This window comes from Pseudomonadota bacterium (assembly GCA_013285465.1).
Lineage (GTDB): Bacteria > Pseudomonadota > Alphaproteobacteria > Micavibrionales > CSBR16-224 > CSBR16-224.
This window is the reverse complement of the sequence record CP053449.1, coordinates 668,262-693,774: the sequence shown is the minus strand read 5'-3', so window position 1 is coordinate 693,774 and position 25,513 is coordinate 668,262. Positions and strand designations below refer to the sequence as shown.

General features: G+C 52.3%; 29 protein-coding genes. 22 read left to right on the top strand and 7 right to left on the bottom strand.

Annotated elements, in window-relative coordinates; all coding sequences use genetic code 11:
- Positions 1-3: 3 nt before the first annotated feature.
- The 4 genes from HND56_03370 to gatC form a co-directional block, all read right to left on the bottom strand.
- Complete coding sequence (locus tag HND56_03370; protein QKK04786.1) at positions 4-522, bottom strand: hypothetical protein; 519 nt, start codon at positions 520-522, stop codon at positions 4-6.
- 39 nt (positions 523-561) lie between these two features.
- Complete coding sequence (locus HND56_03365) at positions 562-1,077, bottom strand: hypothetical protein (GenBank protein QKK04785.1); 516 nt, start codon at positions 1,075-1,077, stop codon at positions 562-564.
- Positions 1,078-1,144: 67 nt separating this feature from the next.
- Positions 1,145-2,632, bottom strand: a complete 1,488-nt coding sequence (gene gatA / locus HND56_03360; GenBank protein ID QKK04784.1) for an Asp-tRNA(Asn)/Glu-tRNA(Gln) amidotransferase subunit GatA — start codon at positions 2,630-2,632, stop codon at positions 1,145-1,147.
- 5 nt (positions 2,633-2,637) lie between these two features.
- Positions 2,638-2,925 carry an Asp-tRNA(Asn)/Glu-tRNA(Gln) amidotransferase subunit GatC gene (gene gatC / locus HND56_03355; GenBank protein QKK04783.1) on the bottom strand — a complete coding sequence of 96 codons (288 nt, stop codon included), beginning with the start codon at positions 2,923-2,925 and terminating at the stop codon, positions 2,638-2,640.
- A gap of 58 nt (positions 2,926-2,983) precedes the next feature.
- Between gatC and ruvX the strand changes: the two genes are divergently transcribed.
- From ruvX to HND56_03320, 7 genes are all read left to right on the top strand, one after another.
- Positions 2,984-3,475, top strand: coding sequence for a Holliday junction resolvase RuvX (ruvX, locus tag HND56_03350; protein QKK04782.1), 492 nt, complete (start codon positions 2,984-2,986; stop codon positions 3,473-3,475).
- Positions 3,476-3,511: 36 nt separating this feature from the next.
- A complete protein-coding gene (locus tag HND56_03345) occupies positions 3,512-4,606 on the top strand; it encodes a patatin-like phospholipase family protein (protein QKK04781.1) in 1,095 nt (364 codons plus the stop codon).
- Between the two features lie 93 nt (positions 4,607-4,699).
- The gene (gene gatB, locus HND56_03340; protein ID QKK04780.1) at positions 4,700-6,151 is read left to right on the top strand and encodes an Asp-tRNA(Asn)/Glu-tRNA(Gln) amidotransferase subunit GatB; all 1,452 of its coding nucleotides are present in this window, start codon (positions 4,700-4,702) and stop codon (positions 6,149-6,151) included.
- A 21-nt stretch (positions 6,152-6,172) separates the two neighbouring features.
- Positions 6,173-6,835, top strand: coding sequence for an HAD family hydrolase (locus HND56_03335; protein QKK04779.1), 663 nt, complete (start codon positions 6,173-6,175; stop codon positions 6,833-6,835).
- Positions 6,835-7,587: an RNA methyltransferase gene (locus tag HND56_03330; protein QKK04778.1), complete on the top strand. Its 753-nt coding sequence runs from the start codon at positions 6,835-6,837 to the stop codon at positions 7,585-7,587. Before HND56_03335 ends, HND56_03330 begins: the two co-directional genes overlap by 1 nt.
- Before the next feature lie 112 nt (positions 7,588-7,699).
- The gene (locus HND56_03325; protein QKK04777.1) at positions 7,700-8,005 is read left to right on the top strand and encodes a hypothetical protein; all 306 of its coding nucleotides are present in this window, start codon (positions 7,700-7,702) and stop codon (positions 8,003-8,005) included.
- A gap of 168 nt (positions 8,006-8,173) precedes the next feature.
- Positions 8,174-8,692 (top strand): hypothetical protein, encoded by a 519-nt coding sequence (locus tag HND56_03320; protein QKK04776.1) that lies wholly within the window; start codon positions 8,174-8,176, stop codon positions 8,690-8,692.
- A gap of 50 nt (positions 8,693-8,742) precedes the next feature.
- Here HND56_03320 and msrA read toward each other — a convergent pair whose 3' ends face one another.
- Both msrA and msrB read right to left on the bottom strand, forming a co-directional pair.
- Complete coding sequence (msrA, locus tag HND56_03315) at positions 8,743-9,438, bottom strand: peptide-methionine (S)-S-oxide reductase MsrA (GenBank protein QKK04775.1); 696 nt, start codon at positions 9,436-9,438, stop codon at positions 8,743-8,745.
- Entirely contained in the window at positions 9,435-9,956 is a 522-nt protein-coding gene (gene msrB / locus HND56_03310; GenBank protein ID QKK06538.1) for a peptide-methionine (R)-S-oxide reductase MsrB, read from the bottom strand. The genes msrA and msrB overlap by 4 nt, the downstream gene beginning before the upstream one ends.
- Before the next feature lie 506 nt (positions 9,957-10,462).
- Between msrB and HND56_03305 the strand changes: the two genes are divergently transcribed.
- From HND56_03305 to HND56_03260, 10 genes are all read left to right on the top strand, one after another.
- The gene (locus tag HND56_03305) at positions 10,463-11,131 is read left to right on the top strand and encodes an SURF1 family protein (GenBank protein QKK04774.1); all 669 of its coding nucleotides are present in this window, start codon (positions 10,463-10,465) and stop codon (positions 11,129-11,131) included.
- A complete protein-coding gene (locus HND56_03300; GenBank protein ID QKK04773.1) occupies positions 11,128-12,669 on the top strand; it encodes a carboxypeptidase M32 in 1,542 nt (513 codons plus the stop codon). The genes HND56_03305 and HND56_03300 overlap by 4 nt, the downstream gene beginning before the upstream one ends.
- A 9-nt stretch (positions 12,670-12,678) precedes the next feature.
- A complete protein-coding gene (locus tag HND56_03295; protein QKK04772.1) occupies positions 12,679-14,091 on the top strand; it encodes a threonine synthase in 1,413 nt (470 codons plus the stop codon).
- Complete coding sequence (locus HND56_03290) at positions 14,091-14,432, top strand: hypothetical protein (protein QKK04771.1); 342 nt, start codon at positions 14,091-14,093, stop codon at positions 14,430-14,432. Before HND56_03295 ends, HND56_03290 begins: the two co-directional genes overlap by 1 nt.
- A gap of 50 nt (positions 14,433-14,482) precedes the next feature.
- A complete protein-coding gene (locus HND56_03285) occupies positions 14,483-14,710 on the top strand; it encodes a DUF3126 family protein (GenBank protein ID QKK04770.1) in 228 nt (75 codons plus the stop codon).
- Between the two features lie 41 nt (positions 14,711-14,751).
- Positions 14,752-16,149, top strand: a complete 1,398-nt coding sequence (locus HND56_03280) for a hypothetical protein (protein ID QKK04769.1) — start codon at positions 14,752-14,754, stop codon at positions 16,147-16,149.
- A gap of 186 nt (positions 16,150-16,335) precedes the next feature.
- The gene (gene rpsF / locus HND56_03275; GenBank protein ID QKK04768.1) at positions 16,336-16,686 is read left to right on the top strand and encodes a 30S ribosomal protein S6; all 351 of its coding nucleotides are present in this window, start codon (positions 16,336-16,338) and stop codon (positions 16,684-16,686) included.
- The gene (locus tag HND56_03270; GenBank protein QKK04767.1) at positions 16,683-16,970 is read left to right on the top strand and encodes a 30S ribosomal protein S18; all 288 of its coding nucleotides are present in this window, start codon (positions 16,683-16,685) and stop codon (positions 16,968-16,970) included. Before rpsF ends, HND56_03270 begins: the two co-directional genes overlap by 4 nt.
- Before the next feature lie 6 nt (positions 16,971-16,976).
- Positions 16,977-17,564 carry a 50S ribosomal protein L9 gene (rplI, locus tag HND56_03265; protein QKK04766.1) on the top strand — a complete coding sequence of 196 codons (588 nt, stop codon included), beginning with the start codon at positions 16,977-16,979 and terminating at the stop codon, positions 17,562-17,564.
- Positions 17,565-17,685: 121 nt separating this feature from the next.
- Positions 17,686-18,030 carry a TfoX/Sxy family protein gene (locus HND56_03260; GenBank protein QKK04765.1) on the top strand — a complete coding sequence of 115 codons (345 nt, stop codon included), beginning with the start codon at positions 17,686-17,688 and terminating at the stop codon, positions 18,028-18,030.
- Between the two features lie 102 nt (positions 18,031-18,132).
- On the opposite strand, the gene HND56_03255 is transcribed toward HND56_03260, so the two are convergent.
- A complete protein-coding gene (locus HND56_03255) occupies positions 18,133-20,829 on the bottom strand; it encodes an ATP-dependent Clp protease ATP-binding subunit (GenBank protein QKK04764.1) in 2,697 nt (898 codons plus the stop codon).
- 432 nt (positions 20,830-21,261) lie between these two features.
- Between HND56_03255 and HND56_03250 the strand changes: the two genes are divergently transcribed.
- From HND56_03250 to tadA, 5 genes are all read left to right on the top strand, one after another.
- A complete protein-coding gene (locus HND56_03250) occupies positions 21,262-22,248 on the top strand; it encodes a hypothetical protein (GenBank protein ID QKK04763.1) in 987 nt (328 codons plus the stop codon).
- 42 nt (positions 22,249-22,290) lie between these two features.
- Positions 22,291-22,713, top strand: a complete 423-nt coding sequence (locus HND56_03245) for a lytic transglycosylase domain-containing protein (protein QKK04762.1) — start codon at positions 22,291-22,293, stop codon at positions 22,711-22,713.
- An 85-nt stretch (positions 22,714-22,798) separates the two neighbouring features.
- Positions 22,799-23,302, top strand: a complete 504-nt coding sequence (locus HND56_03240) for a DotD/TraH family lipoprotein (protein ID QKK04761.1) — start codon at positions 22,799-22,801, stop codon at positions 23,300-23,302.
- Positions 23,303-23,335: 33 nt separating this feature from the next.
- On the top strand, positions 23,336-24,259 hold the full coding sequence (locus tag HND56_03235; GenBank protein ID QKK04760.1) for a type IV secretory system conjugative DNA transfer family protein: 924 nt from the start codon (positions 23,336-23,338) through the stop codon (positions 24,257-24,259).
- Positions 24,238-25,482: a Flp pilus assembly complex ATPase component TadA gene (gene tadA, locus HND56_03230; protein ID QKK04759.1), complete on the top strand. Its 1,245-nt coding sequence runs from the start codon at positions 24,238-24,240 to the stop codon at positions 25,480-25,482. The genes HND56_03235 and tadA overlap by 22 nt, the downstream gene beginning before the upstream one ends.
- The last annotated feature ends 31 nt before the right edge of the window (positions 25,483-25,513 follow it).

Sequence of the window (25,513 nt, the reverse complement as noted above, 5' to 3'; positions counted from 1 at the left end):
AAATTATGCGTTCGGACCGCCGAATTTTTTGCCGCGGAACGGGTTGGACGGTTTTTCCGCCGCATCCGTAGTGTTCGACAAATGCTTTTTGGCAACGCCCATAAAGGTTTTGGCCAGTTTGGTCATGCTGTTATAGTCCTTATCTGACAGCCGGGACGCGGCATCCAGCAGATCAACCAGCACCGGCGCGGTTTTATCGCCTTTGATTTCATCCACTTTATCTGCCATCAAGAGCAGCGAATGGAAGTCATAAAGATCATCATCGCCAACAGCATCCAGCAGATCATCACCAAGAATGTCGGCAAGCCCCATCAGACCTTCGACGATTTCCAGATCACCGCTTTCCATATCGGCATTAAATTCCTGAATCGTGTATTTTTCCAGCGCATCGACCAGCGCCGCTTTTGCATCGGCATCATGGCTGTCAATTTGGCGCAGGGCATGTTGCAGCGTCGGAATATCGCCGGCGCGGGCAATGGCATTAAAAGTTTGCTGCGGGTTGGTTTTGTTATTTTCGGACATGCGTAAAATTCCTTTTATATTGCGGTTGATAGATAATTTTTATTTGTGCGGACCGCCATAGCCTTTGCCGCGAAACGGATTTGGCTTGGAGGTCAGATCTTTCCGGCTGGGAGTATGTTTCCGCGCGACATCGATAAAAGTCAGCGACAGAGTCATCTGGCTGTGATAATCGCCATTGGAAAGACCGGAGACCGTTTCCAGCATATCTTTCAGTAATGGTGCCGTTTCCTCACCTTTCGCATCGGCGACTTTATCGGCAATCGCCAGAATACTGTGCATCGGGAACAGCGCTTCGTCATCACTGCGGTCACCGCCGCCCATCAGGGCATTGGAGACACCGATATATTCCGCGACCTGATCCCAGTCTTCTTTGGTGGCCACATCGCCTTGAATAGACTCAATGGCATGTGCTTCCAGCGCGTCTATCAGCTGCGCCTTGTCGGATTCATCATAAGCGGCGACTGAATCGAGCGCCGTTTTCAACGATTCCATATTTTCGGATTGGGTAACAGATTGAAAAATATTTAAAATACTGCGTTTCGGTGTATCGGCCATAAAGAAGCCTCCTTCATCGTTTTGAAAGGAGGCAACCTTACATAATAATTTAACAATTGTCAAACAATCAGGCGGCTTTTTGGACAGCCAGCTGCGGTACTGCCGTGAAATTGGCGGCTTTTTCCAGCACGCCTGCAGTCCGGAAAACCGTTTCCTCGTCAAAGGGGCGACCGATAATCTGCAAGCCCAGCGGCAAACCGTCTTTATCAAGACCTGCCGGAATTGACATGCCGGGCATGCCCGCCAATGAGGCCGGCACCGTGAAGACGTCATTCAGATACATCGTCACCGGATCATCCATATTTTCACCGATGCCGAAAGCGGCAGAAGGTGCGGTCGGCGTCAGCAATGCATCGCATTGTTTATAAGCCTGATCAAAATCATTCCAGATTTTCTTGCGAATTTTCCGCGCCTTGTTGTAATAGGCATCGTAATAACCGGCGGAGAGAACATAGGTGCCGATCATGATGCGGCGTTTGACCTCATCACCGAAACCTGCGGCGCGGGTCAGCTCATACATATCATCCAGCGTTTTCCCCTCGTCAACGCGCAGGCCGTAACGCACGCCGTCATAACGGGCAAGGTTGGAGGAACATTCCGCAGGCGCGATAATGTAATAGGTCGGCAGCGCATATTTCGTATGCGGCAGGCTGACCTCGACAATTTCCGCACCCGCGTCTTTTGCCCATTCAATGCCTTTTTGCCAGATTTCCTCAACTTCGCTATTCATACCGTCAACACGGTATTCTTTCGGAATACCGATTTTCAACCCGCGGATATCGCCTGTCATTGCGGCAGCGTAATCAGGCACATCGCGGTTGACGGAGGTGGAATCCTTCGGGTCATAGCCCGCCATGGCACGCAGGAAGAGCGCGTTATCCTCGACCGTGCGGGCGAAACAGCCCGGCTGATCCAGCGAGGAGGCAAAGGCAATGACACCCCAGCGTGAGCAACGGCCATAAGTCGGTTTAATACCGGAAATACCGCAGAAAGACGCCGGCTGACGGATTGAGCCGCCGGTATCCGTTCCTGTTGCGCCCATCGCAAGACGTGCGGAGACTGCGGCGGAAGACCCGCCGGAAGAACCACCGGGAACGAGATCGGTCTCATCACCCTTGCGTTTCCACGGGCTGATCACATTGCCGTAGCCGCTGGTGACATTCGCAGACCCCATCGCGAATTCGTCCAGATTGGTCTTACCCAGCATGACCGCGCCCTGATCGAACATGTTTCTTGTAACGGTCGAGTCGTATTGCGGTTTGAAACCTTCCAGAATTTTACTGGCGGCGGTTGTCTGCACATTTTCAGTACAGAACAGGTCTTTGATCGCAACCGGAATACCATCCAGAATGCCTGCTTCGCCCTTGCTGCGGCGGGCATCGCTGGCCTTTGCCTGTTCCAGCGCCTGTTCCGGCGTTTCCACGATAAAGGCGTTGAGGCCGCGCGCCGCTTCCACTGCCGCGATATGCGCAGATGCCAGCTCCACAGAAGTGAAATCGCCTTTCTCTAAACCGTCCAGCGCCTGTTTGATTGTCAAATCCGTTAATGCTGTCATATCTTTTACTCCACCACTTTCGGCACAACAAAGAAACCTTCTGCGGCTTCCGGTGCATTGGCCAGAATTTTTTCCTGCATACCGCCATCCGTGACTTCATCCTCACGCATGTGAAGGCTCATATCAACCACGGATGTCATCGGCTCCACACCTTCGGTGTCAACATCCTGAAGCTGTTCGATCCACTGCATAATGCCGTTCAACTCGCCTGCAAATTTGACCTTTTCCTCCTCGCTCACGCGAATGCGGGCAAGACGGGCGATTTTCTCAACGGTTCCGGTATCAATAGACATTTGCCGTTAACCTCTCTATATAGACTTATGAGCAAAAACATCAATGCAGAGCTATAGCATGGGATTGCAATCTTTGGAAGAATTAAATGCGGTTTTGCCACGGCGGGCGCGGCTTCTTGGCCTTGACCACGGCAGCAAAAATATCGGTATTGCCGTCTCTGACCCCGACCGCAATATCGCCACGCCGCTGGACACGATCCGCGTGGAAAAATTTTCAAAAGACATCGAACATTTAAAACGCGTCATGGATGAATATCAGCCTGCGGCCCTTATCATCGGGTTGCCGGTGAATATGGACGGCACGGAAGGGCCGCGCTGTCAGTCGGTGCGCGCTTTTGGACGCAATCTTGTCAGCCGTGCCGATTTCTTCGGCGCGGAGCCTGTCATCGCTTTCTGGGATGAGCGCATGTCCAGCGCCGCCATAGAGCGTATGCTGATTGATGAAGCCGATCTCAGCCGCAAGCGGCGCGGCGAAGTGGTTGATAAACTGGCCGCCGCACATATTCTGCAAGGCGCACTGGATTATTTGAAAAATTTGAAACCGGCATAATTGCCAAAATCAATATTATATGGTAAAGGTATTTCCATGACAAAAAAGAAAACAGCTGAAAAGAAAAAAGTAATGCTCGCCATGCAGGGCGGCGGCGCTTTTGGTGCGTTCACATGGGGCGTACTCGACCGGCTTTTGGAAGATGACCGTATTGACGTCAGCGCCATCAGCGGCACCAGCGCCGGTGCGATGAATGCTGTTGCCATTGCCCACGGGCTGGCCGAAAACGGCAATGAAGGCGCACGCGACACCCTCCGCAGCCTGTGGAACAGCCTTGCCTATGACGAGGCCGTCAAGCAAATGCCTTATGTCGGCACGGCAGGCAGCAAATCAAACCGCGCCTTGGCAAAAATGTTCAAACAGCTGATGCCGGAAACCGCCGCAGGTGATTTCATGAAAAGCCTGAAAGCCGTCACACAAGGCGCAACGCTCTCCGTATTGAACGGACGAGAAGGCTTGTTTGAAGCGGCGCTGGAGAAAATCATCGATTTTGCCGCGCTGAAAAAAAACAAAAAAGGCGTGCCGCTGTTTATTGCCGCCACCGATGTCAACGCGCATAAGGAACGGATTTTCGACCGCAGCGATATTACGGCGACAGCCGTCAAAGCTTCTTGCGCCCTACCCGTCGTCATCGGCGAGGTCGAAATTGACGGACGCAAATATCTGGACGGGGGCTATACCGCCAACCCCGCAATTGCCCCTTTGAAAGAATGCGACGGCGATCTGCTGATTATCCAGACCATTGAAATGCATGAGCGCGACGGCATGGCCGTCGTCAATTCCAGCATTGACCGCGTGATGGAATTTACCAATAACGCCTCGCTGCGCCGCGATCTGGAAGAAATCGACCGCGACAACAAGCTGGTGACCAAAAATCCGGAAGCCGCGGCAGCGCTGGGCTTGAGGGAAATCCATACCCATGTCGTCAAAATCGGCAAAGAACTGAAAGCCGAGCATATGCTGTGCTTTGACCGCGACCATCTGGACGAGTTGTTTGAGGCCGGACGTCAGGCCGCTGATGAATGGCTGGCGCAGCATTTCGACGACCTTGGTAAAAAGAGCAGTTTCACGCGTGAACGTGCGATGCCGCCCTCCATGACCGGAAAACGCCGCGGCACGACGCCGAAATAACCAAAAGCTATAAATGTCATAACTCTTGCCCGCAGGCCTTGTTCCTGCTAAGGTGCGTTGCATTTTTATCTTTCCAACGGAGAAACAAAAACAATGGCTGAATTGATACAGGGTGAAACCGGTGAATGGGAAGTTGTCATGGGTCTTGAGATCCATGCGCAGGTAACCGCCAAATCAAAACTGTTCTCGGGCGCTGCGACGGAATTCGGCGCAGCACCAAATTCGCAGGTTAGCCTTGTCGATGCCGCGATGCCCGGCATGCTGCCCGTCATCAATAAACATTGTGTGGAACAGGCCGTCAAAACCGGATTGGGGCTGAACGCGAAAATCAACAAACATTCGGTTTTCGAGCGTAAGAACTATTTCTATGCCGATCTGCCGCAGGGCTATCAGATTTCACAATATGAAATTCCGATTGTCGGCGAAGGGGCGATTGAAATTGATCTGGCTGACGGCACGACGAAAATGATCGGTATTGAACGCCTGCATCTGGAGCAGGATGCCGGTAAATCCATGCATGACCAGCATCCGACAAAAAGCTTTGTCGATCTGAACCGCAGCGGTAACGCGCTGATGGAAATCGTTTCCCGCCCCGATCTGCGTTCGGGCGAGGAAGTCGCGGCCTATGTCACGAAAATCCGCTCCATCCTGCGTTATCTTGAAACCTGTGACGGCAATATGGATGAAGGATCGATGCGTTGCGACGTCAATTTGTCCGTCCGCCGCCCCGGTGCGGAATTCGGTACGCGTTGCGAGATCAAGAACATGAACTCGATCCGCTTTATCCAGCAGGCGATTGAATATGAAGCGCAGCGCCAGATTGAACTGATTGAATCCGGTCATAAAATCCAGCAGGAAACACGGTTGTTTGATGTCGCGAAGGGGATCACCCGCTCCATGCGTTCAAAAGAAGATGCGCATGATTACCGTTACTTCCCCGACCCCGATCTGCTGCCGCTGATTGTCGAACAAAGTCTGATCGACAGCATTAATGACAATATGCCGGAACTGCCGGATGCGAAAAAGCGCCGCTATATCAATGATTACGGCATGAATGCCTATGATGCGGGCGTGCTGGTCGCGGAAAAAAGCCGCGCCGCATTTTTTGAGCAAGTCGCCGACGGGCGCGACCCGAAACTGGCTGTCACATGGCTGACGACCGAGCTGATGGGCGCGTTGAACAAGGCGGAAAAAACGCTGGACGAAAGCCCGATTACAGCCGCACAGCTGGGCGGTTTAATCGAACTGATTGCCGATGACACGATCTCCGGCCGGATTGCCAAAGATGTGTTTGCCGAGATGTTCGCGACCGGCAAGGATGCCGCCGCCATCGTCGAGGAAAAAGGCTTAAAACAGGTCACCGATACCGGCGCGATTGAAGCCGTGATTGACGAAGTTTTGGCCGCCAATGCCGATAAGGTTGAACAATATAAGGGCGGCAAGGACAAGCTGTTCGGCTTCTTTGTCGGGCAGGTCATGCAAAAAACGCAAGGCAAGGCCAACCCCGCGATGGTCAACCAGATTTTAAAAGACAAACTAAACTAAAATTAAGAACCAAGAGAGATTATGAGTAAATTTATCGCCTTTGATGTTGATGGAACAATTTTAAATTCCTGGCCGGTTTTCGAGCAGGAAATGGTAAAATATTCCGCAGAACAGAATATGCCGCAGCCCTGCCTGGACAGCATCCGTCACGGATACGCCTTTCCCCATGAAGTTGATTTCAAATGGGGGCTGGAACTGCATGAGCAAAAACCGCATCTGCATAATGTTTATCGCCGTATTGACGAACATGTCGCCGGCGTTATTCCGCCCCTGTATGACGGCGCACTGGAATTTCTGCAAGCGCTGAAAAAGCGCGGCTATACGCTCGGTATCGTCACCTCCAAACCCTCGGAACCAATGGCGGCCGTATTGAAACATTATGATCTGGAGCCGGTTTTCTGCGGTGTACGGACATCCTGCGACGTGCGGTTGCGCAAAGAGCGTGAGAAACCCGCGCCCGACCAGCTGTTAAGCCTCGCCAAGGAATTATCCTTCACGCCGGAACAAACCGTGATGATCGGTGATACCACCATGGATATCCATATGGGTCTTGCCGCCGGCGCACATACGATCGGCGTGACATGGGGCAATCATTGCGCCAACCGGTTGACGGAAGCCGGCGCACACAATATCGCCAGCCGCGATTATGATGAAGTCATGTCCTATATTACCGACCTGTCCTGATGGATACGCCTCTCCCTGCCGCACCTGCCATTATTCTGGTCTGCCCGCAAATGGGCGAGAATATCGGTGCCGCCGCGCGCGCCATGCTGAATTGCGGCATGACCGAGATGCGCATTGTCGCCCCGCGCGACGGCTGGCCGAATGAGGCCGCCACCGCTATGAGCGCCGGGGCGGAAACCATTCTTGAAAATGCCCGTCTTTTCGACACAACGGCAGAAGCCATTGCCGATCTGCAATTCATTCTGGCCACCACGGCACGCAGCCGCGACATGATTAAGCCTGTTTTCACGCCCGAAGGCGGCGCGACGGAATGCATCAGCCGCACGCAAAACGGCCAGAAATGCGGCATTTTATTCGGACCGGAGCGCTCGGGACTGGTCAATGAAGATGTTGCCTGCGCCGATGCGGTGCTGAATATTCCGGTCAACCCTGATTTTTCTTCGCTTAATCTGGCGCAAGCCGTCTTGCTGCTGGGATATTGCTGGTACGGACGCGCCACAGACCCCGACCGCCCTGCAAAACAGCTACAGCATGGCGATACCGTCCCCGCGACAAAAAAAGAATTACAGCATATGCTGACCCATCTGGAAGACGAGCTGGAAGCCGGCGGCTTTTTCAAAGCACCCGACCGCCGTCCGAAAACCATGCGCAGCCTGCATAACATGTTCGGCCGCATGGATCTGACCGCGCAGGAAATCATGACCCTGCACGGGATTATCAGCGCCCTCTCGGGCCGCAAAAGCTGGAAGTGACCACTTAACCGAACTTTAATTCTTTACTGCTATCTTGATAGAAGGGACAGAAGCGTTTCTTAACATTATGATATTTATCAATATTTCAAAGATTTTCGAAGGATATTAGAGAGTGAGCGAAACGGCAGAAAACACCGCACCGCGCAAAAGGCGTAAAGCCGGCCTGATGACGCGCCTGCGCCGCAGCATGACCGAAAACAGAATCGGCGAGCTTTTGATGTCAAACAATATGATCACACCGGAGGATTTGCATGCCGCACTTGTCGAGCAGGCACAGACCAAACGTCCGCTGGGTTCCATTCTGATCCGTAACGGTATGATCACCCACGCCATGCTGAAACAGACGCTGCGCAAACAGCTTTATAAAAAATTCACCATGGTCGGGCTGATCCTGTTTATGTGTTTTTTAACCTATTAAATACCGTTTTTCTACCCATTATTTTCATTATATAACAGCATGTTATACGAAATTCGTTGACAGATTTTGTGCGCCGCACAATACTCCATTAACGGCACGGCTGAGTCGCGCCGTATAAGCAAAAAAAAAAAAACAATAAAAAAGTAATAGAATTAAGGTGTGACGATCATGACTGAACAACAAGCCCCGCATCCCGCCCTTGGCGGGATTATGACCCGTATTGCCGATTGGAACGAGATGATGCGTTACGATGGTGCCGCATTATCCCATGAGCAGATACGTGACTTAAGAAATAATTTTTACAAAGAAATGGTGATGCTACATGCGGAAGGCGGCATTGCCGCGCTGCCCGATTTTTCGGATTACAGCGATTTTGTCTGCGCCTTTTCAGCAACAGCCTCAAAGCTGCGCGTCCATACGGAGGCGCTGGTGCTGGGCTGCCTGAAAGCGGCGGAAGATGACGGGCTGTCCTTGAAAGCGGCGGAAGAACGCATGCGCCGTCATACGGCCTATCACGAACGTTATTACGGCAACGCAACGCACCCTGCAGGAGAACAGTCACCGGCAGTGATGCGCCATCTGGTCGCCATTTTCGAACAGAATGAACGTCCGATCAAAGCCGCCAATACCGGCGCTGTTTTAAACAGCCCCGAAGTACGCCGCGGTCTTTTGAACCCCAAAAAATAATAACGACAACAAAAAATAATAAGAAAAATAGAGGGGCGCGGGGCGGAGTGTTACTCCGTCCCGCTTTTTTCTTCCGCTTTCTCTTCCTGCACGCCCTCATCCTGCACAGGAGCCGGGGCATTGATATCTTTCTCTTCCCAGAGTTCCTTCATGCGACGGTCGCGGCCGCAGCTTTGGCGGTAATATTTATAGCGGATCGGGTTTTTCTTGGAATAGCCCTGATGATAATCCTCGGCGCGGTAAAAAGCCTTGCTCTCCAATAGCAGGGTTTTAACTTCCTCTCCCAGAACTTCGGCGACATGATCGCGCGATTTTTCCGCCGCCGATTTTTCCGCATCATCGGCATAGAAAATAGCCGCGCGGTATTGATCGCCGCGGTCACAGAACTGCCCGCCTTCATCCAGCGGATCGACATTCTGCCAGAAATAATCCAGCAGCGTTTCATAGCTGATTTTTTCCGGATCATAGGTCACCTCGACGGCTTCCAAATGCCCTGTCGTACCGCTGGAGACCATCTCATAGCTCGGATCGGCGATATTGCCGCCGCTATAGCCGGAATAAACGCTGATGACACCCGCCACCTCTTTCAGATCAGATTCAAGACACCAGAAACACCCGCCCGCAAAAACCGCGGTTTTGTGATTTTCAGTAACTGCCGCTTCTTTTTTCATCGCATCCTCCGCTTTTGCCGTATAAATGCCGAAACTGACCAGAACGGCCATCATCATGACTGCTATTTTCCTCATTCCGTCTTCTCCTTTATCTCTTCTCCGGTCTTTTTCTCCGCCGGAACAAATTTCAGCGCCACGCCGTTATTGCAATACCGTAGCCCCGTCGGTTTGGGACCGTCCTTGAAGACATGCCCCTGATGGCCGCCGCAACGGGCGCAGTGATATTCCGTGCGCGGATAAAGCAGTTTGAAATCAGTGCTGGTTTCGACATGGCCTTCAATCGTGTCGAAAAAACTGGGCCAGCCCGTACCGCTGTCATATTTCATATCGGAGCTAAACAGCTCAAACCCGCAGCCCGCACAGACATATGTGCCTTTGCGCTTTTCATTATTCAGCGGGCTGGTGCCTGACGGCTCCGTCCCCTCCTTGCGCAAAACGCGGAACTGTTCCGGCGTCAGGCGTTTTTCCCATTCATCTTTACTGAGTGTCATTTTTTCAATTTCCCCGTGATCGGCGAACACCATATCTTTGGGCGATAATAACAGCGCCGCGATTAATCCTGCGGAAGCATATAAAAAATATCGTCTTTGCATATCAGCATACCAGCCTTTCTTATGCGTTTTCATTGTGCCAGAGAATCATTTGCGAATAAACCCTCCATGCGACTCATAATCTTTTTCGATGAAAAGCCGAAAAAAGTTTCAGAAAACCATTCCGTAAAACAAAAAAATGACAAAATAACGCATTTGCTGCACTGCAAAACGCGAAAAAAAGCAATCGCCGGAATATGATGTTTTTCTAATATGTTATATCATTATCGCAGCTGCCATTTTTCATGATTTTGGCGATTTTTTGCGAAAATGTTAGTTTTTTGCCGGTTTGAGGAATTATATTTTAAAAAAATGCTTGCATTGCTTCTTATTTTGCGCTATAAAATAGATACACACCCTCTATTACCGCCGTTTGTCCGGAGAATGCCAATTCTCCGGACATTTTTTTTTACCCCCTTTTCCTCTTTTGTTTCGCACCGTTTCCTTTAATAATGCCTTCTATGAAAACACTGCATTTTAGAAAGCCCGGATGGGGAACAACCCTTTTCATGCTGGTCTGTCTGACCCTGCTGCTGCTGCTGGGAGGCTGGCAGCATAAACGGCTGGGCTGGAAGACCGCTCTTTTAAACCGCATCGAAACAGGTCTGTCCGCACCGCTTACCCCGCTGCCTGCCACAATCGATCATCCCGCCGCATGGGAATACCGTCCTGTCAGCGTGACGGGCCGGTTCCTCCATGACAAGACCATGATTCTGCATCCGCGCACGCATCACGACCGCCCCGGCGGGCATGTCGTCACATTGTTTCAGCCTGCGGAAGGTTTACCTGTTTTTGTCAATCGCGGCTGGCTGCCGCAGGAGCAACAGGAATTCCCCCGTCCGGCAGGGGATGTCACACTGACGGCACTGATCGGAAAACTGCCTGTTGCCGGAACCTTCACCCCGCCCAACAGTCCTGAAAAGGAAGCATGGTACTGGTTTGAAAAAGCCGCCGCCGACAGGCATTTCAACACCTCCACGCGCGATTACCTGCTATTCGTCACGGAAGACGATACGCAGCAGGAGAAATATCCCCTGCCCGGACAGCTCAGAACGGAATATCCCAATGACCATTTTGCTTATATGCTGTTCTGGCTGGGCATGGCCTTCACGCTGATTGTCGTGTATATTTTATCGCATCTATCCCATGAGCCCCCAAAGGAGCAGGACAAGACATGACCGACACCGCTTTACACCGCACAACTGCCGATTCCTCGCCGCGCCTTGCCGCCTATCACGCGCTGGAAGGACATTTCGCCGAATTGTGTCATCTGGGCCGCGCCTTGTCCCTCCTGTCATGGGACCGCGCCGTGATGATGCCAAAAACCGGTGCCGCCGCCCGCGGCAAGCAGTGCAGCACATTGGTGCAAATCCGCCACAAGAAACTGACGGATGAAAAAATCGGTGATTTGCTGCAGGCTGCCGCGACGGAAACTGCAGCAATGTCGGACTGGCAACACGCCAATCTGCGCGAAATGACGCGGCTGTACCGCCGCGCCGTTGCCGTGCCGAATGATCTTGCCGCCGCGCTGAGCCGCGCCGCCAATGCCTGCGAAACCAAATGGGAAGAGGCACGGCCTGAAAATGATTTTGCAGGCGTTGAGCCCTATCTGCTGGAGCTGCTGTCCCTGACGCGGCAAAGCGGTCAGGCCATCGCCGATGCCTGCGGCATGGATAATATTTACGATGCCATGCTCGATGAATTTGATATGGGCGCACGCTATCAGGATATTGCGCCGCTCTTTGCCGATCTGGAAAAATGGCTGCCCGATGCCGTCAACCGCGCCATTGAAAAACAGACTCCGCCGCTGCCGCTGGGGCAAACGCCTTCCGTTGCCCTGCAGGAAAAGCTGGGCCGCTTCCTGCTGGAGAAAATGGGCTATCACGGCCGTTTTGATACCTCTTCGCACCCGTTTTCAACAGGCCGCCACGGTGATGTAAGGATTACCACACGCTATACCAGCGATGATTTCACCGTTGACGGCGTGCTGACTGTGATGCACGAAGCCGGACACGGGCTGTATGATATGCAGGTTCCCGAAGAATGGGATGAACAGCCCGTCGGCGGCGTGTTTGATTTAAGCATGGCGGTACATGAATCGCAGGCTATGGTCTGGGAACGCCAGATCGGCCAGTCACTGCCGCTGTGGCGGTTCCTTGCGCCTTATTGCCGCGATCTGTTCGGACGCGCCGATGATGATCCGGCCTTCCAGCCTGAAAACCTGTACCGCAACGTCAATATGGTCAAAAAGGACCTGATCCGCGTTGAAGCTGACGAAATGACCTATCCGCTGCATATCCTGCTGCGCACCAAACTGGAAAAGGCGATGATTGACGGCGATCTGGAAATCAAAGACCTTCCCGCCGCATGGAATGACGAGATGCAGGACAAATTCGGCATTACCCCGCCGAATGACGCGCAAGGCTGTATGCAGGATGTGCATTGGTATGGCGGACATTTCGGTTATTTCCCCTCCTATCTTCTGGGGGCGATGAATGCCGCGCAGGTTTTCCAGTCCATCCGCCGCGATATTCCCGAAATCGACACGGACATCGCCGCCGGAAAATTCGATCCTGTGCGCATTTGGCTGCGCGAGAATATTCATTCCCGCGGCTGCCTGAATATGCCGCGCGATATTATCAAAGAGGCAACAGGCGATTATCTGAAACTGGAAAACTTCCAGAACCATCTAACCGCCCGCTATCTGGAAGGCTGATTGAAGAACATGCTTGACTATATCAGTACGCGCCGCCGCGATGATGTCGTGAAAAATTTTGAAGAGGTTGTGCTGGAAGGGCTGGCTGCCGATGGCGGGCTTTATGTCCCTGCCGCCTGCCCCGTCATCACGCCCGACGACATGCACAGCATGCGGAATGTGCCTTATACCGGCATTGCCCACCGCGTGATCCAGCCCTTTACCGAAGGCTGTATCGACAGCGATGCGCTGTACCGGATTATCGACAAAGCCTATAAGAATTTCGACCATCCCGAGATTGCGCCGCTGGTTCCCGTTGAAAAAGATCTTTACGTGATGGAGCTGTTCCACGGCCCGACGCTGGCCTTTAAAGATATGGCGCTGCAATTTCTGGGGCATCTGTTTGACCATATCCTGCAAAAACGCGATAACAAGCTGACCATTGTCGGTGCGACATCAGGCGACACCGGCTCTGCCGCCATTGAGGCCTGCCGCGACAAGGACACGATGGATGTGTTTATGCTGCATCCGAAAGACCGCGTTTCGGAGGTACAGCGTCGCCAGATGACAACGGTTTTATCCCCGAATATCCACAATATCGCCATTGAAGGCAGTTTTGACGATTGTCAGGATCTGGTCAAAGCGCTGTTTGCCGATAAAGCCTTCCGCAGGGAGAAAAACCTGTCAGCCGTCAATTCCATCAATTGGGGGCGTATTGTCGCGCAAATCGCCTATTACGTTTACGCTTATTTGAAACTCTCTGCCGAAAAAGGTACGGAAAATATCGTCTTTGCCGTGCCGACGGGGAATTTCGGCAATATTTATGCCGGATATGTCGCCTCCTCTATGGGCGTGCCGGTGAAAAAACTGCTGATCGGCACCAATAGTAACGATATCCTGTTCCGCTTTTTGGAGAGCGGCACGATGAAAACCGAAACTGTCGTGCCGACGACCAGCCCCAGTATGGATATACAGATATCCAGCAATTTCGAACGTGTGCTGTTTGACCTGTACGGACGCGACGGTGAGGCCGTAACCGGCACCATGCAGTATTTCCGCAGCAAAGGCCCTTTTGCGCTGGATGAGGCCATGATGACCCGTCTGTGCGACATTTTTTCCGCCTACCGTTTTGACGATGCCGCTACAAAAGAAATTATGCGCCGCCTGCATAACCGGTCCGGCTATATCGCCGACCCGCATACAGCCATCGGTATCGGCGCCGCCGAAAAATATATCTGGAACAGCCCGCTTGCCGCAACAGATGCCGTTGTCGCGCTGGCCACCGCGCATCCGGCGAAATTCCCCGAAGCGGTAGAAGACGCCACGGGGCATTTCCCCACCCTGCCCGCCCGTCTGGCCGGATTACACCGGCAGGAGGAACGGCTGACCGTATTACCGAATGATCTGCAACAGTTGAAAGCCTTTATCAGGGAACAGAAATAATGGGATTTGCCATTGCCAAAATCTTTATTGCCGCGGGAATTATCTCTCTGGCCTCGTATTTGTCGGGGAAACTGCCGCATGTGGCGGGTTTTATCGTCGCATTGCCTTTGACAACGCTGCTGGCGCTGTTGTTTTCCTATGCGGAATACCAGTCACCGGAAACCTCGATCGCCTTTGCCCGTAATGTCTTTATGGCGATTCCGGCCTCGCTGCTGTTTTTTGTACCGTTTTTACTGGCGGGGCTGTTGCATTTAACCTTCTGGCAATGTTATATCTCCGGTCTTGGACTGCTGACGGTCGGATATTTTGGCTATCAATATTTGACCGGCCTGCTATCATAGGCAGAAGAGCAGAAACAAAAATTTGTCTATAAGAAAAGAGTGCCCAAAACATGTCAAATATTGAACAACAAGAAGTCATTCAACTGCAAAACTATCTGCGCAAGACCTTCGGAACCGACCGCCTGCGCCTGATGCAGCGAAAAGAAGCACCTGATTCCGTTGAGGTTCTGCTGGGTGAAGAGTTTCTTGCCGTGATTTACAAAAATGTCGAAGAGGGCGAAACCTCTTACGATTTGAACATGTCTATTTTGGATATTGATCTGTCAGCGACAGGCTGATCCCCCGGAAAACCGGACAGTAAGGGACTTTTACCGAAAAAATGGATATACCCGAGCAGAATAACGCACCGAAAAGCGGCGACAAACCGGCAAAAAAAACCGAAAAGCCGGCTGAAAAACCGGATGCTGCGGCGCCTGCTCCGCAACAATCCGCATCAGCACCGCAACAGGGGGAGCAAACCCCGCAGCAGGATATCGCCGAATACCAGTATTACGAGGATTACGGCTATGACGAAAACCCTTATTTCATCACGCATTCTCCGCTCAAACGCAAACATATCCTGACTATTGTCTTCTCGGGAATCTTCCTGATTGCCTTTGTCAGTTATTTCGTCTTTACGAAAGTCGTACAGTTCTCGGCACCTTTTGCCATCGGCATCTCCGGCGAAAGAGCCACATTGGGCATCCACTCCCCCAGTGTCATGTTTGAACCGCGCGCAAGCTGGATCTGGATGGCCTATGCCGCCATTACGCAAAAACCGGAGGAAAGCCATCCCCGCATTGATATCAACCTCGCCACCAGCCTTGCAGGCGGCGGCAGATGGGCCTTCCACCACAATGTTTTTGAAAGCCGCAAAGCCGTCCTGCACGGCCCCAACGGCAATGTCCTGGAAAATGACGGTATGTGGCGCTATGAAACACCCTCACTGGTCTATGATCCGGAGGATAAGGGGCGGGAATGGAAGATCTATGCCTACCGCTATTACTGGGATGGCGATGTTACCTCGGCGCGCCGCTACAGTGCGATTGTCTACCGTTATGCAGAGAATATCGCCTTGAAAAACTGGTCGCGCGAGCACTGGCTTTTCAGCGCCACGCAGGACCAGCCGCCCGCGCCTTACAGCGAATTTGTCCAGCTGCGCCTCAACGAGCTTGACCCCTCGCTCGAAAAGGTTCTGTATTACTCCCAGCCCAGCGCGCTTTATTCGAAAACGGCCGGCGTACTTTTCATGACCCTGACGGTTTATATGGAAGAGAACAAACCGGACCGCATTATTTTGCTGGCCTCGACCGATCACGGCGCAAGCTGGGGCTATCTCGGCGCCGTTCTCAGCACTGAAGATGCGCCAAAGCTCGGCAAATACACCCGCGTCGACAGCGGCTATCTGTTTGAACAGGACGAGAACATTTATCTTATGGCCAGCTTCGGCGATCAAAAGCAAGAACATCAGGGAACCCATATCTTCAAATTTGCCGATATTGCCGAGGCAAAGCTGGCCAGAGACAAAAAAGGCCGCCTGAAAGTCATGCAGTATTTTAAGCCGATCGGCCCTGAAAACCTTACCCCGCTGGGTGCAGGCCAAAGCGCCTATATCCCTGAACTGTATAAAAGCGGATTGCTGATGTCGCATATGCAGACTGACGATACCGGGCCGCCGTTCAGAATATACCGCTCCAATCAGATGGTGAAGGAAAAGACGGGCTTTTTCTCACGTTAAGTCATGGAAAAAGCTTGCTTTCAAACCTGAAATACGTATAATCGCCTCCGACCGGGCTGTTTGCAGCTCCGGATTCCTGCCGATTCCCTTTGATGTATCTAAAGATACCGCGTGGTCTCGGCTGTCACATGTCCCGCGATGGACGCGGGTTGCATGCTTGATCAACCATAGGAAGGATAAATAAACATGTCTTTTTACGAAACGGTGTTTATCGTTCGTCAGGATCTGTCTGAAAAGCAGGTCGAAGGACTGACAAGCGATTACAGCAAAATTATTGCCGATAACGGCGGCAAAGTCGTCCGTGTCGAGCAATGGGGTCTTCGCACCCTCGCCTACCGCATCCGCAAAAACCGCAAAGGTCACTATGTTCTGATGCATATTGATGCCGCTCCCGCCGCTGTCGCGGAAATGGAACGTCAAATGCGCCTGAGCGAGGATATCCTGCGCTTCATGTCTGTCAGCCTGGAAGAAATGCCGACCGACGCCACCATTATGATGCGCAAAAGCGATTATGACCGCAAAGGAGAAGCAGCATGAGTGCAGATAACGAAAAGAAAGCACGCCTGCCGGTTCGCCGCGGGTTATTCAAACGCAAAAAACAATGCCCTTTCAGTGGTGAAAATGCGCTGGATATTGATTACAAGGACATCAAAATGCTGCGCCGTTATATCTCCGAACGCGGCAAGATGATCCCCAGCCGTATCACCGGTATCTCACGCAAGAAACAGCGCCGTCTGTCGCAAGCGATCAAACGCGCCCGTTACCTTGCTTTGCTGCCTTATGTCGTCGAGCGCACGGCATCCTGGACGGAAAGGAAATAGTGAACAATGCAGATCATTCTTTTAGAACGTGTTGAAAATCTCGGTCAAATGGGCGATGTAGTCACCGTCCGCTCCGGATATGCACGTAATTACCTGCTGCCGCAAAACAAAGCTTTGCGTGCGACAAAAGACAATGTCACCTATTTTGAAGCACAGAAAAAGCAGCTGGAAGCAAACAGCCTTGACCGCCGCAAAGAAGCCGAGCAAGTCGCGAAAAAACTGGACGGGTTGACCGTTTCCGTTATTCGTCAGGCTTCGGAAGGCGGACAGCTTTACGGTTCCGTCACCACACGTGACATTTCCGACGCTGTCACAGCTGCTGGCATCACAATCGACCGCAAACAGGTCACACTGGATCGCAGCTTTAAAATGCTGGGTCTGTATCCTGTCAAAATCACGCTTCACCCGGAAGTGACGGTTGAAATCACGATGAATATTGCGCGTTCGGAAGAAGAAGCCGTTATTCAGAAAGAGCGTGGCAAAGCCCTCATCAGCACCGATGAGACGGATGAGCCCTCTCTGGCCGAAGCAGCCATTCTTGCCGTCGTTGAAGAAGAAGTGACGGAAGAAGAAGCCGCAGCGGCAGAAGCCTAAAAGCTTTTGCGCCGCAGGCGATGAATTGATGCAAGGAGCCGGATTTTCCGGCTCCTTGTTTTTTTTCGCCGCTCTTTCATGCCCGATTGCACCGCGCCCGCAAGCGGGATAGACTTAAAGCATGGCGATATCCTCCGAATATCTTGATTACATTCTGGACCTGTTATCCCCGCTGGACGGCATAACATCGCGCCGCATGTTCGGCGGTTGCGGGCTGTATAAAGACCATGTGTTTTTTGCGCTAATAAGCGATGATACGCTGTATTTCAAAGTCACGGAGGCCGACACAAGAGAGACTTACCAAAAGGCCTGCAGCACCCCGTTTTCGTACAAAAAACAGGGAAAGGATGTCACACTGTCATCTTATTGGCGTGTGCCTGCCGAATGGCTGGAAGATCAGGAGATTTTGCTGGATTATGCGGAACAGTCATATGCTCAGACTATCCGGAACCCGAACAGGAAATAAGGGGACATGTCCAATGGACATATCCCCTCAAGAACTTCTGCTAAACCCCAGTTGGATGGTTGATAGGTTACGGTTGTCGCAGAAACCTCTTACTATTTCCGTTTATTTCTTCGGCCCACCATTCGAGCGGGGACGAATACGCGGCGGTTTTGTTTTGATCGGCACATCCTGTGCTTTGTCATTGTCATTGCTTTTGACAGGGATGTCGATCTTGCCCGTATCCGGCTTGTCTTTCTTCTCGACATGCTGTGCCGGTGTGGTTTTTTCTTCAACTGCGGGTTCATCATCCGCGCCGACGGTTTCCAGAACAGGCTCTTCTTCTTTTGCCAGTTCGATCACCTTGATTTTCGGCGTCATGGTTTTACCCGTTTCATCGATGAAGATTTCAGCTTTCGAGCGTTTGTCGAAGATTGCTTTCAGCTCGTCCGATACTTCCTCGCCTGCGGCGATTTTACTGTTGTATTCGGATTTGCCTTTCATCAACCAGCGGCCGAGAGGCTGTGCCAGGTTACGCTGGACTTCCGCCTGCAGCGGACGTGCACCATATTCCGGCTGGTTACCTTTTTCACCCAGGATCGCGAGGACTTCATCCGACACTTTCAGCGTGATGTTTTCCAGCTGCAGACCGCCACCGGATGCATCTTGCAGACGTGCGCCGACTTTTTCGACTTCACGTTTCACCAGTTTGTCGATGACCGGCTTGTCCAGACGGTTAAAGACCTGAACACCACCAAGCATGTTGATACGGTTGATCAGCTCGGGACGGAACTGCGATTTTGCAGCTGCCATGTAAGTCAGTTTACGATCTTCCTCGACATCGTTATTGGCGATGTGACCGATGGTTTTACCGCTTTTACCGGCACCCAGGTTACTCGTCATCACAATGATCGTGTTTTTGAACGAAATCTTGCGTCCGCGGCTGTCTTCGATCTCACCGTCCTGCAAAATCGGCAGCAGCACGTTAAAGACATCCGGATGCGCTTTTTCCACCTCGTCAAGGACGACGATACTGTAGGGCTTTTCACGCACTTTTTCGAACTCGCCTTCCGTATCTTCGTGACCGACATAGCCCGGAGGCGAACCGATCAGACCGGAAATCGCGTGTTTTTCACTGTATTTGCTCATATCGATCCGGATAACGGAGTCGCGGTCACCATGCAGCAGCTCACCCAGAGCGTAGCAGGTTTCCGTTTTACCGACACCTGTCGGACCGAGGAACAGGAACGCGCCCCAAGGCTGGTTCGGATCGGTCAGACCGGCACGCGCCGACATCAGGCGATCACCGACCGCTTCGAGAGCTTCATCCTGTCCGAGAACGATTTCCGGCAACTGCTCTTCCAGAGCGATAAAGCGCTGATGGTCATCCTGGTTCAAGAATTTCTTATCCAGTTTCGACGCTTTGGAAACAGCCGTGATGATATCATCATCCGTCACGCCTTTGCGGCCTTCCTTACGGGCAATCGCCATCGCATCATCCAGAACACCGATCGACTTATCCGGCTGGTACTGCGCGGGCATGAAGCGGTCGGTCATTTTGACGACTTTCTTCATTTGATCTTCATTCATCAATGTGTCCATGCCGTGATACTTGCCGTAATGCTCGTTCACTTTACTCAAGATAAACAAAGTGGCATCCGTATCGGTTTCGTCAAGATACAGCGGTTGGAAACGACGGTTCAATGCGCCGTCCTTTTCGATGTATTTCTTGTGTTCTTTCAACGTTGTCGTACCAATGCAGGTAATCGATCCGCGCGCCAGGAACGGTTTCATGATCTGTGCCGCGCCGCCGCCTTCGTTACCGGAAACAGCACCCGCGCCGAGGATCGAGTGAATCTCGTCCAAGCACAGAATGACTTTCTGACCGTTGATGTAGCCGCCGCGCTCTTCCAGACCGTCCAGAACTTTTTTCAGCTCTTTCTCGAACTGGCCGCGGAATTTGGCCTGATCCGTTGCGTTCATACCGGTGATGTCCAGCGAGATAACGCGGGCATCCGCCAGCTCTTCTTCCGCTTTACCGGCAACAATATCCTGTGCCAGCGCATCGAACATCGCGGTTTTACCTGTACCGGCCTCACCAAGGATGTTCACGCTGGATTTGTTTTTACGCAGCAGGAACTGTTTCAGCTGGCTCAGCTCTTCATCACGACCGACAACCGGATCCAGCTCGCCTTTCATGGCTTGCTCGGTCAGATCCGTTCCGAATTTGTGCAGAACTTTTTCAAGTGCGCTGTCGGAAACTTTGTAGCCGCCGCTGGGAACGCCTTTAATACCGGGTTTGGTGCGACCGCGGGGTGTCGTATCCTGAACGGGCTCGCGCTTGGGCGGCGTCCAGTTATCGTCATTGTCCTCGCCATTGCCGAACAGATCGCCGAGACCGCCGAACGGGCTTTCATCAGGATCTTTATCGCCGCCGCCGAACAAGCCGCCGAACATGTCTTTCAGACGCTCGGCCTGTTGTTTGCGGGTATCGTCAAAACGGCGTGCCGCATCCGCACCTGTCGGGTGCTGGTCGGGCAGTTTGTCGACATTCTGACCGGTCGGCTCTACGGAAATACCGAGCCCCATACCGGGAACGTTCTGTGTTTTAATGCTGAAAACTTCAAGCGTTTCATCATCCACAGCCGTGAAGGATTTGTCTTTATTGTCGCCGGAGAACAGGACCTGCGGCGGAATCGGCATCCCTGTCTTGCTATCAAGCGCCACCATCTCTGCCGGACGCCCCATGGAAAAAGTAATGACGTATTGGATATTCTCCTTAGCGTCAACAAAGTATCTAGGGCCGTGAAAATTATTCGCCATGTTCTTAAACCTCCAACTGGTTTCTGTGTTTTTATCGGGTATTATGTTTAATTTTTTCGTTCTACAGTTATGGAATTTACTAGACTCCCGCTTTCAGGTCAAGACTTTTTTGTATTTTTATGTCTTTTCGGCAAAAAAACTGGGGTTTTGTTGCTATAAAGGGCAAAAAACATTCTTTTTATTGCGTCACATCGGATTTAACAGATTCAAAAAAAGAATCGACCTCTGCAGTCTTATAACGCAATATCTTTTCCGCCCGAATCTCAGGCATTTGCTGAAAGCGGCGTAAAGTTTAGCGCAAAAAAGCCGCTTGTCTACAATTAAATGGCTTATACCAACCGGCAGGCATTTTGTTTTTATGATGGTCATCTCCGCCAAAGTGATGTTAATATTGAGCCGTCACATTTAACGAAAGAAAACGGAAACAGCACAATGACCAGAAAAAAAACTGCCCTGTATAACTATCTTTTACTCGGCTTTTTTGCAGCCTGCCTGTCGATTCTTGTGCCGCAACCCGCCGCGGCGCAAACGAAAAAGCCGCCGGAACTGTTGTCAAATTACGTTGCGCAAAAAAACGGCAAACTGCATTTCCTGGGAAACAAATACGGGCTGGACGGCTGGGCCGTCGATATTGACGGCGGCAGAAGCTATGCCTATTCCACACCGGAAGGCGGCGTTGTCTTCGGTCTTTTGATGAGCTCTTCGGAAGAGGTCGTCACGCAAGAACAGGCGCAAACCCTGCGGAACAAACTGGCCGATCAGGCGTTAACACAAGAGGCGCAGCAAAACCTCCTTGAAAAGCTGAATCTGACGGATGACGGCGGCACAGCACAAAGCGGGGGCACGAAACAAGCTGCCGCCCCTGTCAAAGCGGCTCCGTCCCCGGTCGCCGCTCCGCAGCAAGCCGCTTCCAAAAAATTTGACAAACCTGCACAAGACACGAAGAAATCCGGCAAATCCGAAATATTCTACAGTATCGTGGAGCAGGCGGATTGGTTTCCTGTCGGCAATGCGAATGCCCCTTATATATATATATTCATGAATCCGACCTGCGAGCATTGCATCGCCTATTGGAATGACCTGAAGCCGCATATTGACAGCGGCGCAATACAGTTACGCATCCTGCCTTTCGGAAGCTCCGCCGATAATAAGACCGCCAGCGCGGCTCTTCTTTCCGTCAGCGACCCCGTAAAGGCATGGGGCAGCTATACCGGCGGCGACAAGAGCGCTTTGTCAGAGGACAAGATCACCGATAAAAGCGCTTACGATAAAGTCGCGGCAAATACCGATATCTGGATGAAATGGAAATTGCGGACAACGCCTTTCAGCGTTTACCGGTCCCCGAGCGACAGCAAAATCAAAATTTTGATCGGGAAACCTGATAATCCGCTCTTGCTATTATCCGACTTCATCCGATAATATTAAAGCTATACACATAAACCTTTATCAGAGAGTGCGACAGTGCTTGCGAACACTTTAGCCACCTGCATATTCCTTGCCTCGCAAACCTACGGCGTTCCACCTGCCGTATTGGTGGGCATCCTGCATGTCGAAGGCGGCAAGGTCGGACAACAGGTGCGTAACAGCAACGGCACCTATGATCTTGGCCCCATGCAGATCAATACAATCTGGATGCCGGAACTGGCGCGGCACTGGCAGGTGCCGCAATCCACGGCAAAACGCTGGGTTCGTGATGACGGCTGCATCAATGTCGCCGTCGGCGCATGGATTTTGCGCAAAAAAAGTGACGATGCCGGCAGTCTTTATACGGGAATTGCACACTACCATTCCAAAACGCCGCGCTATGGTTTACCCTACCGTCAGAAGGTTTTTGTTGCCATGCACAGACAAGGGCTGTTGAAAACGCAAAACAGCTTGAGATAAACGATAAAATATGTTTTGTTAATAAAGTACGTTCACGCGGAAAGTCACACTTTCTCATAATATCTTTAAGGGACACGAGGCAAAGATGAAAAAGACAACCCCATTTTATACGGCACTGGCTTTGACAGGTATGATTGCGCTTTCGGGCTGCACTTTTAAACCGACAACCGGTCATCAACTGGTTGCGCAGCCTGATGCCGTTTCACTGCGTTTGGCATCATCGGTTGACCGCGCATCCGCTGCGCTGGAAACGCTCGCTGCCGTCGAACAGGCACGCACGCCGCTGGCAAATGTTTCTCCGGTGACCGATGCGCCGCGCGAACTGATGCGCAGCATCTCCGTTGATTGGGTCGGTCCTCTCGAGCAAATCACCGCACGTCTTGCCGAACGCGTCGGATATAACTTTAACGTTGCCGGCATCCGTCCGCCCGTTCCGGTCGTTGTGACGCTGAATGTTGTTGAAAAACCGGTCATTGATGTTTTGCGTGATCTGGGTCTGCAAGGCGGAACCCGCGCGGATGTTGTCGTCGATGCGGATAACCGTACGGTTGAAGTCAGCTATGTCTCGTTATTTGACGAATCAATGTAAAGAAAGCGCGGAAAGTTTGTAAGAATGGCACATATGAGAAAAAAGACTTCGATTTGCACAGCCTTGGCGCTGACAGCCGTTATGGCGCTTACAGGATGCAGCTCCAAATATAAAAGACCCGAGCTCACCGAAGCTGACCGCCGGGCGCTTGCCCAGTCCGAGGCGCTAACCAAAACGCCTGAAAAAACGGGAACACCGCTGAGCCGCGATCAATTGCGTGCAACAACGCCGATCATCAGCCCTGCTGCCGCCATGGAAATTACCGGCGTTGTCAATGATACCGTTTCTCTTGATATCCGTACCGAGGCGCAAGAAGAAGCCGCCCTGTCTTACGGCGCGCGCGGCGGGCTCTCGTTCCGCAGCCATGAAATCGCCGAGGAATTAAGCGGTCATGAAAAATCGCTGGATGAAGTCTTCGATTTCAGACGGCTTTTGATGCGCGCCCCTTCAGGTTTGCTGATTGAGGCACCGATTGTATCCGAGGCGGAAAACGCCCTGATTGTCAGCAAAGGCGGTATCGAAGCTGCTGTGGCTGACCGTATTTACAATATTCAGAAAAATGCGCAGATTGTGACGGCACCGCGCAACTGGCGTCAATATATCCAGCCCTATTGGGATGTCGAGATCGAACCGCCGCCGCAAATTCTTTGGCCGCAATCGCCGAAAGAATCTGCACGATGGGATGCCGCCTTCGAACGCGGCTGGAAAGCGGGCATAGAGCAGGCCAATCAGATTTTTGAAAGCAATCTTGAACGTCTTGTTGCCGATTTCAACGGGATGGTTCGCTACCGCATGATGGTAGCGCAAGGCATGATTTCCGAGCCCTATGCCCTTCACGAAGACCGCGGTGTGACAGGCGGTAAGGATGAATTGCGTGTCGGTGACCGCGCTCTGCGCATTACCGGACAATCCGAGTTCAAGACAGGTTATGAAGAATGGCAGCCCGCAGACCGGTAAGTCTTCTAAAAAAAGGTAAAGATGATATCAAGGAAACTTATCCGGAAGAACCGGATCGTTTCCAAGAGGATCATGTTGACCCGTTTCTTCTCTGGTGTGTCCGGAAAGATTCGAGTGATATCACCTTCCAATCGGCACGTCCCGTCTATAACGAGATTCACGGCACGCTTTACCCTGCAACCTTCCGTCCGCTTGATGCGGCGGATATGAATGCCATTATCACCAAACTCTACGGCGTTGAGGCTCTCGCGCTTCTGGCCGGTGGCCGTGATATCGATTTGTCCTATGAAGTCATGATCGACCGTTGGAACCGCCAGCGTTTCCGTGTCAACATCACGGCCATTCTGGCTGACGGCCGTGACGGTGCACAGGTCACAATGCGTGTCCTGCCGAGTGAACCGCCGACAATGGAACAGCTGGGTATCGAGGAAGAAATCAAACAGGCCTGGCACCCTCGTCAGGGGCTTGTTCTGGTGACAGGCCCGACGGGTAGTGGTAAATCAACGCTGCTGGCCGCCGGAAACCGCATGATGCTGGAACGTCCGCATGGTTGCGGCAAGATGCTGACCTATGAGGCGCCGATCGAGTTCACCTATGATACGATTATCAGTAAACGAAGCCTGATCGGGCAGTCGGAAATTCCGCGCCACCTTGAAAGTTTTGCTCATGGTGTCCGGAACGCCCTGCGCCGGAAGCCGGAAATCATTCTGGTTGGTGAGGCGCGTGACCGTGAAACCATTTCCGCCGCTATTGAAGCCGGGCAAACGGGTCACACCGTTTATGCCACGGTTCACACCACCGGCGTTGCCGCGACCGTCCGTCGTATGATTTCAAGCTTTGAACCTGCCGAGCGGGTTGAGCGTGCCTACTCGCTGATGGAAACCCTGCGTCTGATTGTGACGCAAACGCTGGCACCGCGTATCGGCGGCGGCCGTGTGGGCTTAAGGGAGTGGATGGAATTCACCGAGGAAATCCGCGAGGAAATGCTGAGCTGTAACTTCGAGGAATGGGCCAGCCGCTTAATGAATATGGTTCCCGAACATGGCCGCAGTATGGAGTTTTCCGCACGTCAGGCATATGACGAAGGCTTGATTGACCGCCGTCACCTGCTGACCTATGTACAAAGCGCCGAAGGTCTGCGAAAAATTCAGGAAGAAGATGATGCGCGCCGCGCCCGCGGCGAAGAGGTCGAAGAGTTTCGCGCCGGCGGTGGCGGGCATTAAAATATTTCTTAACGCTTGCCTGCTACAATAT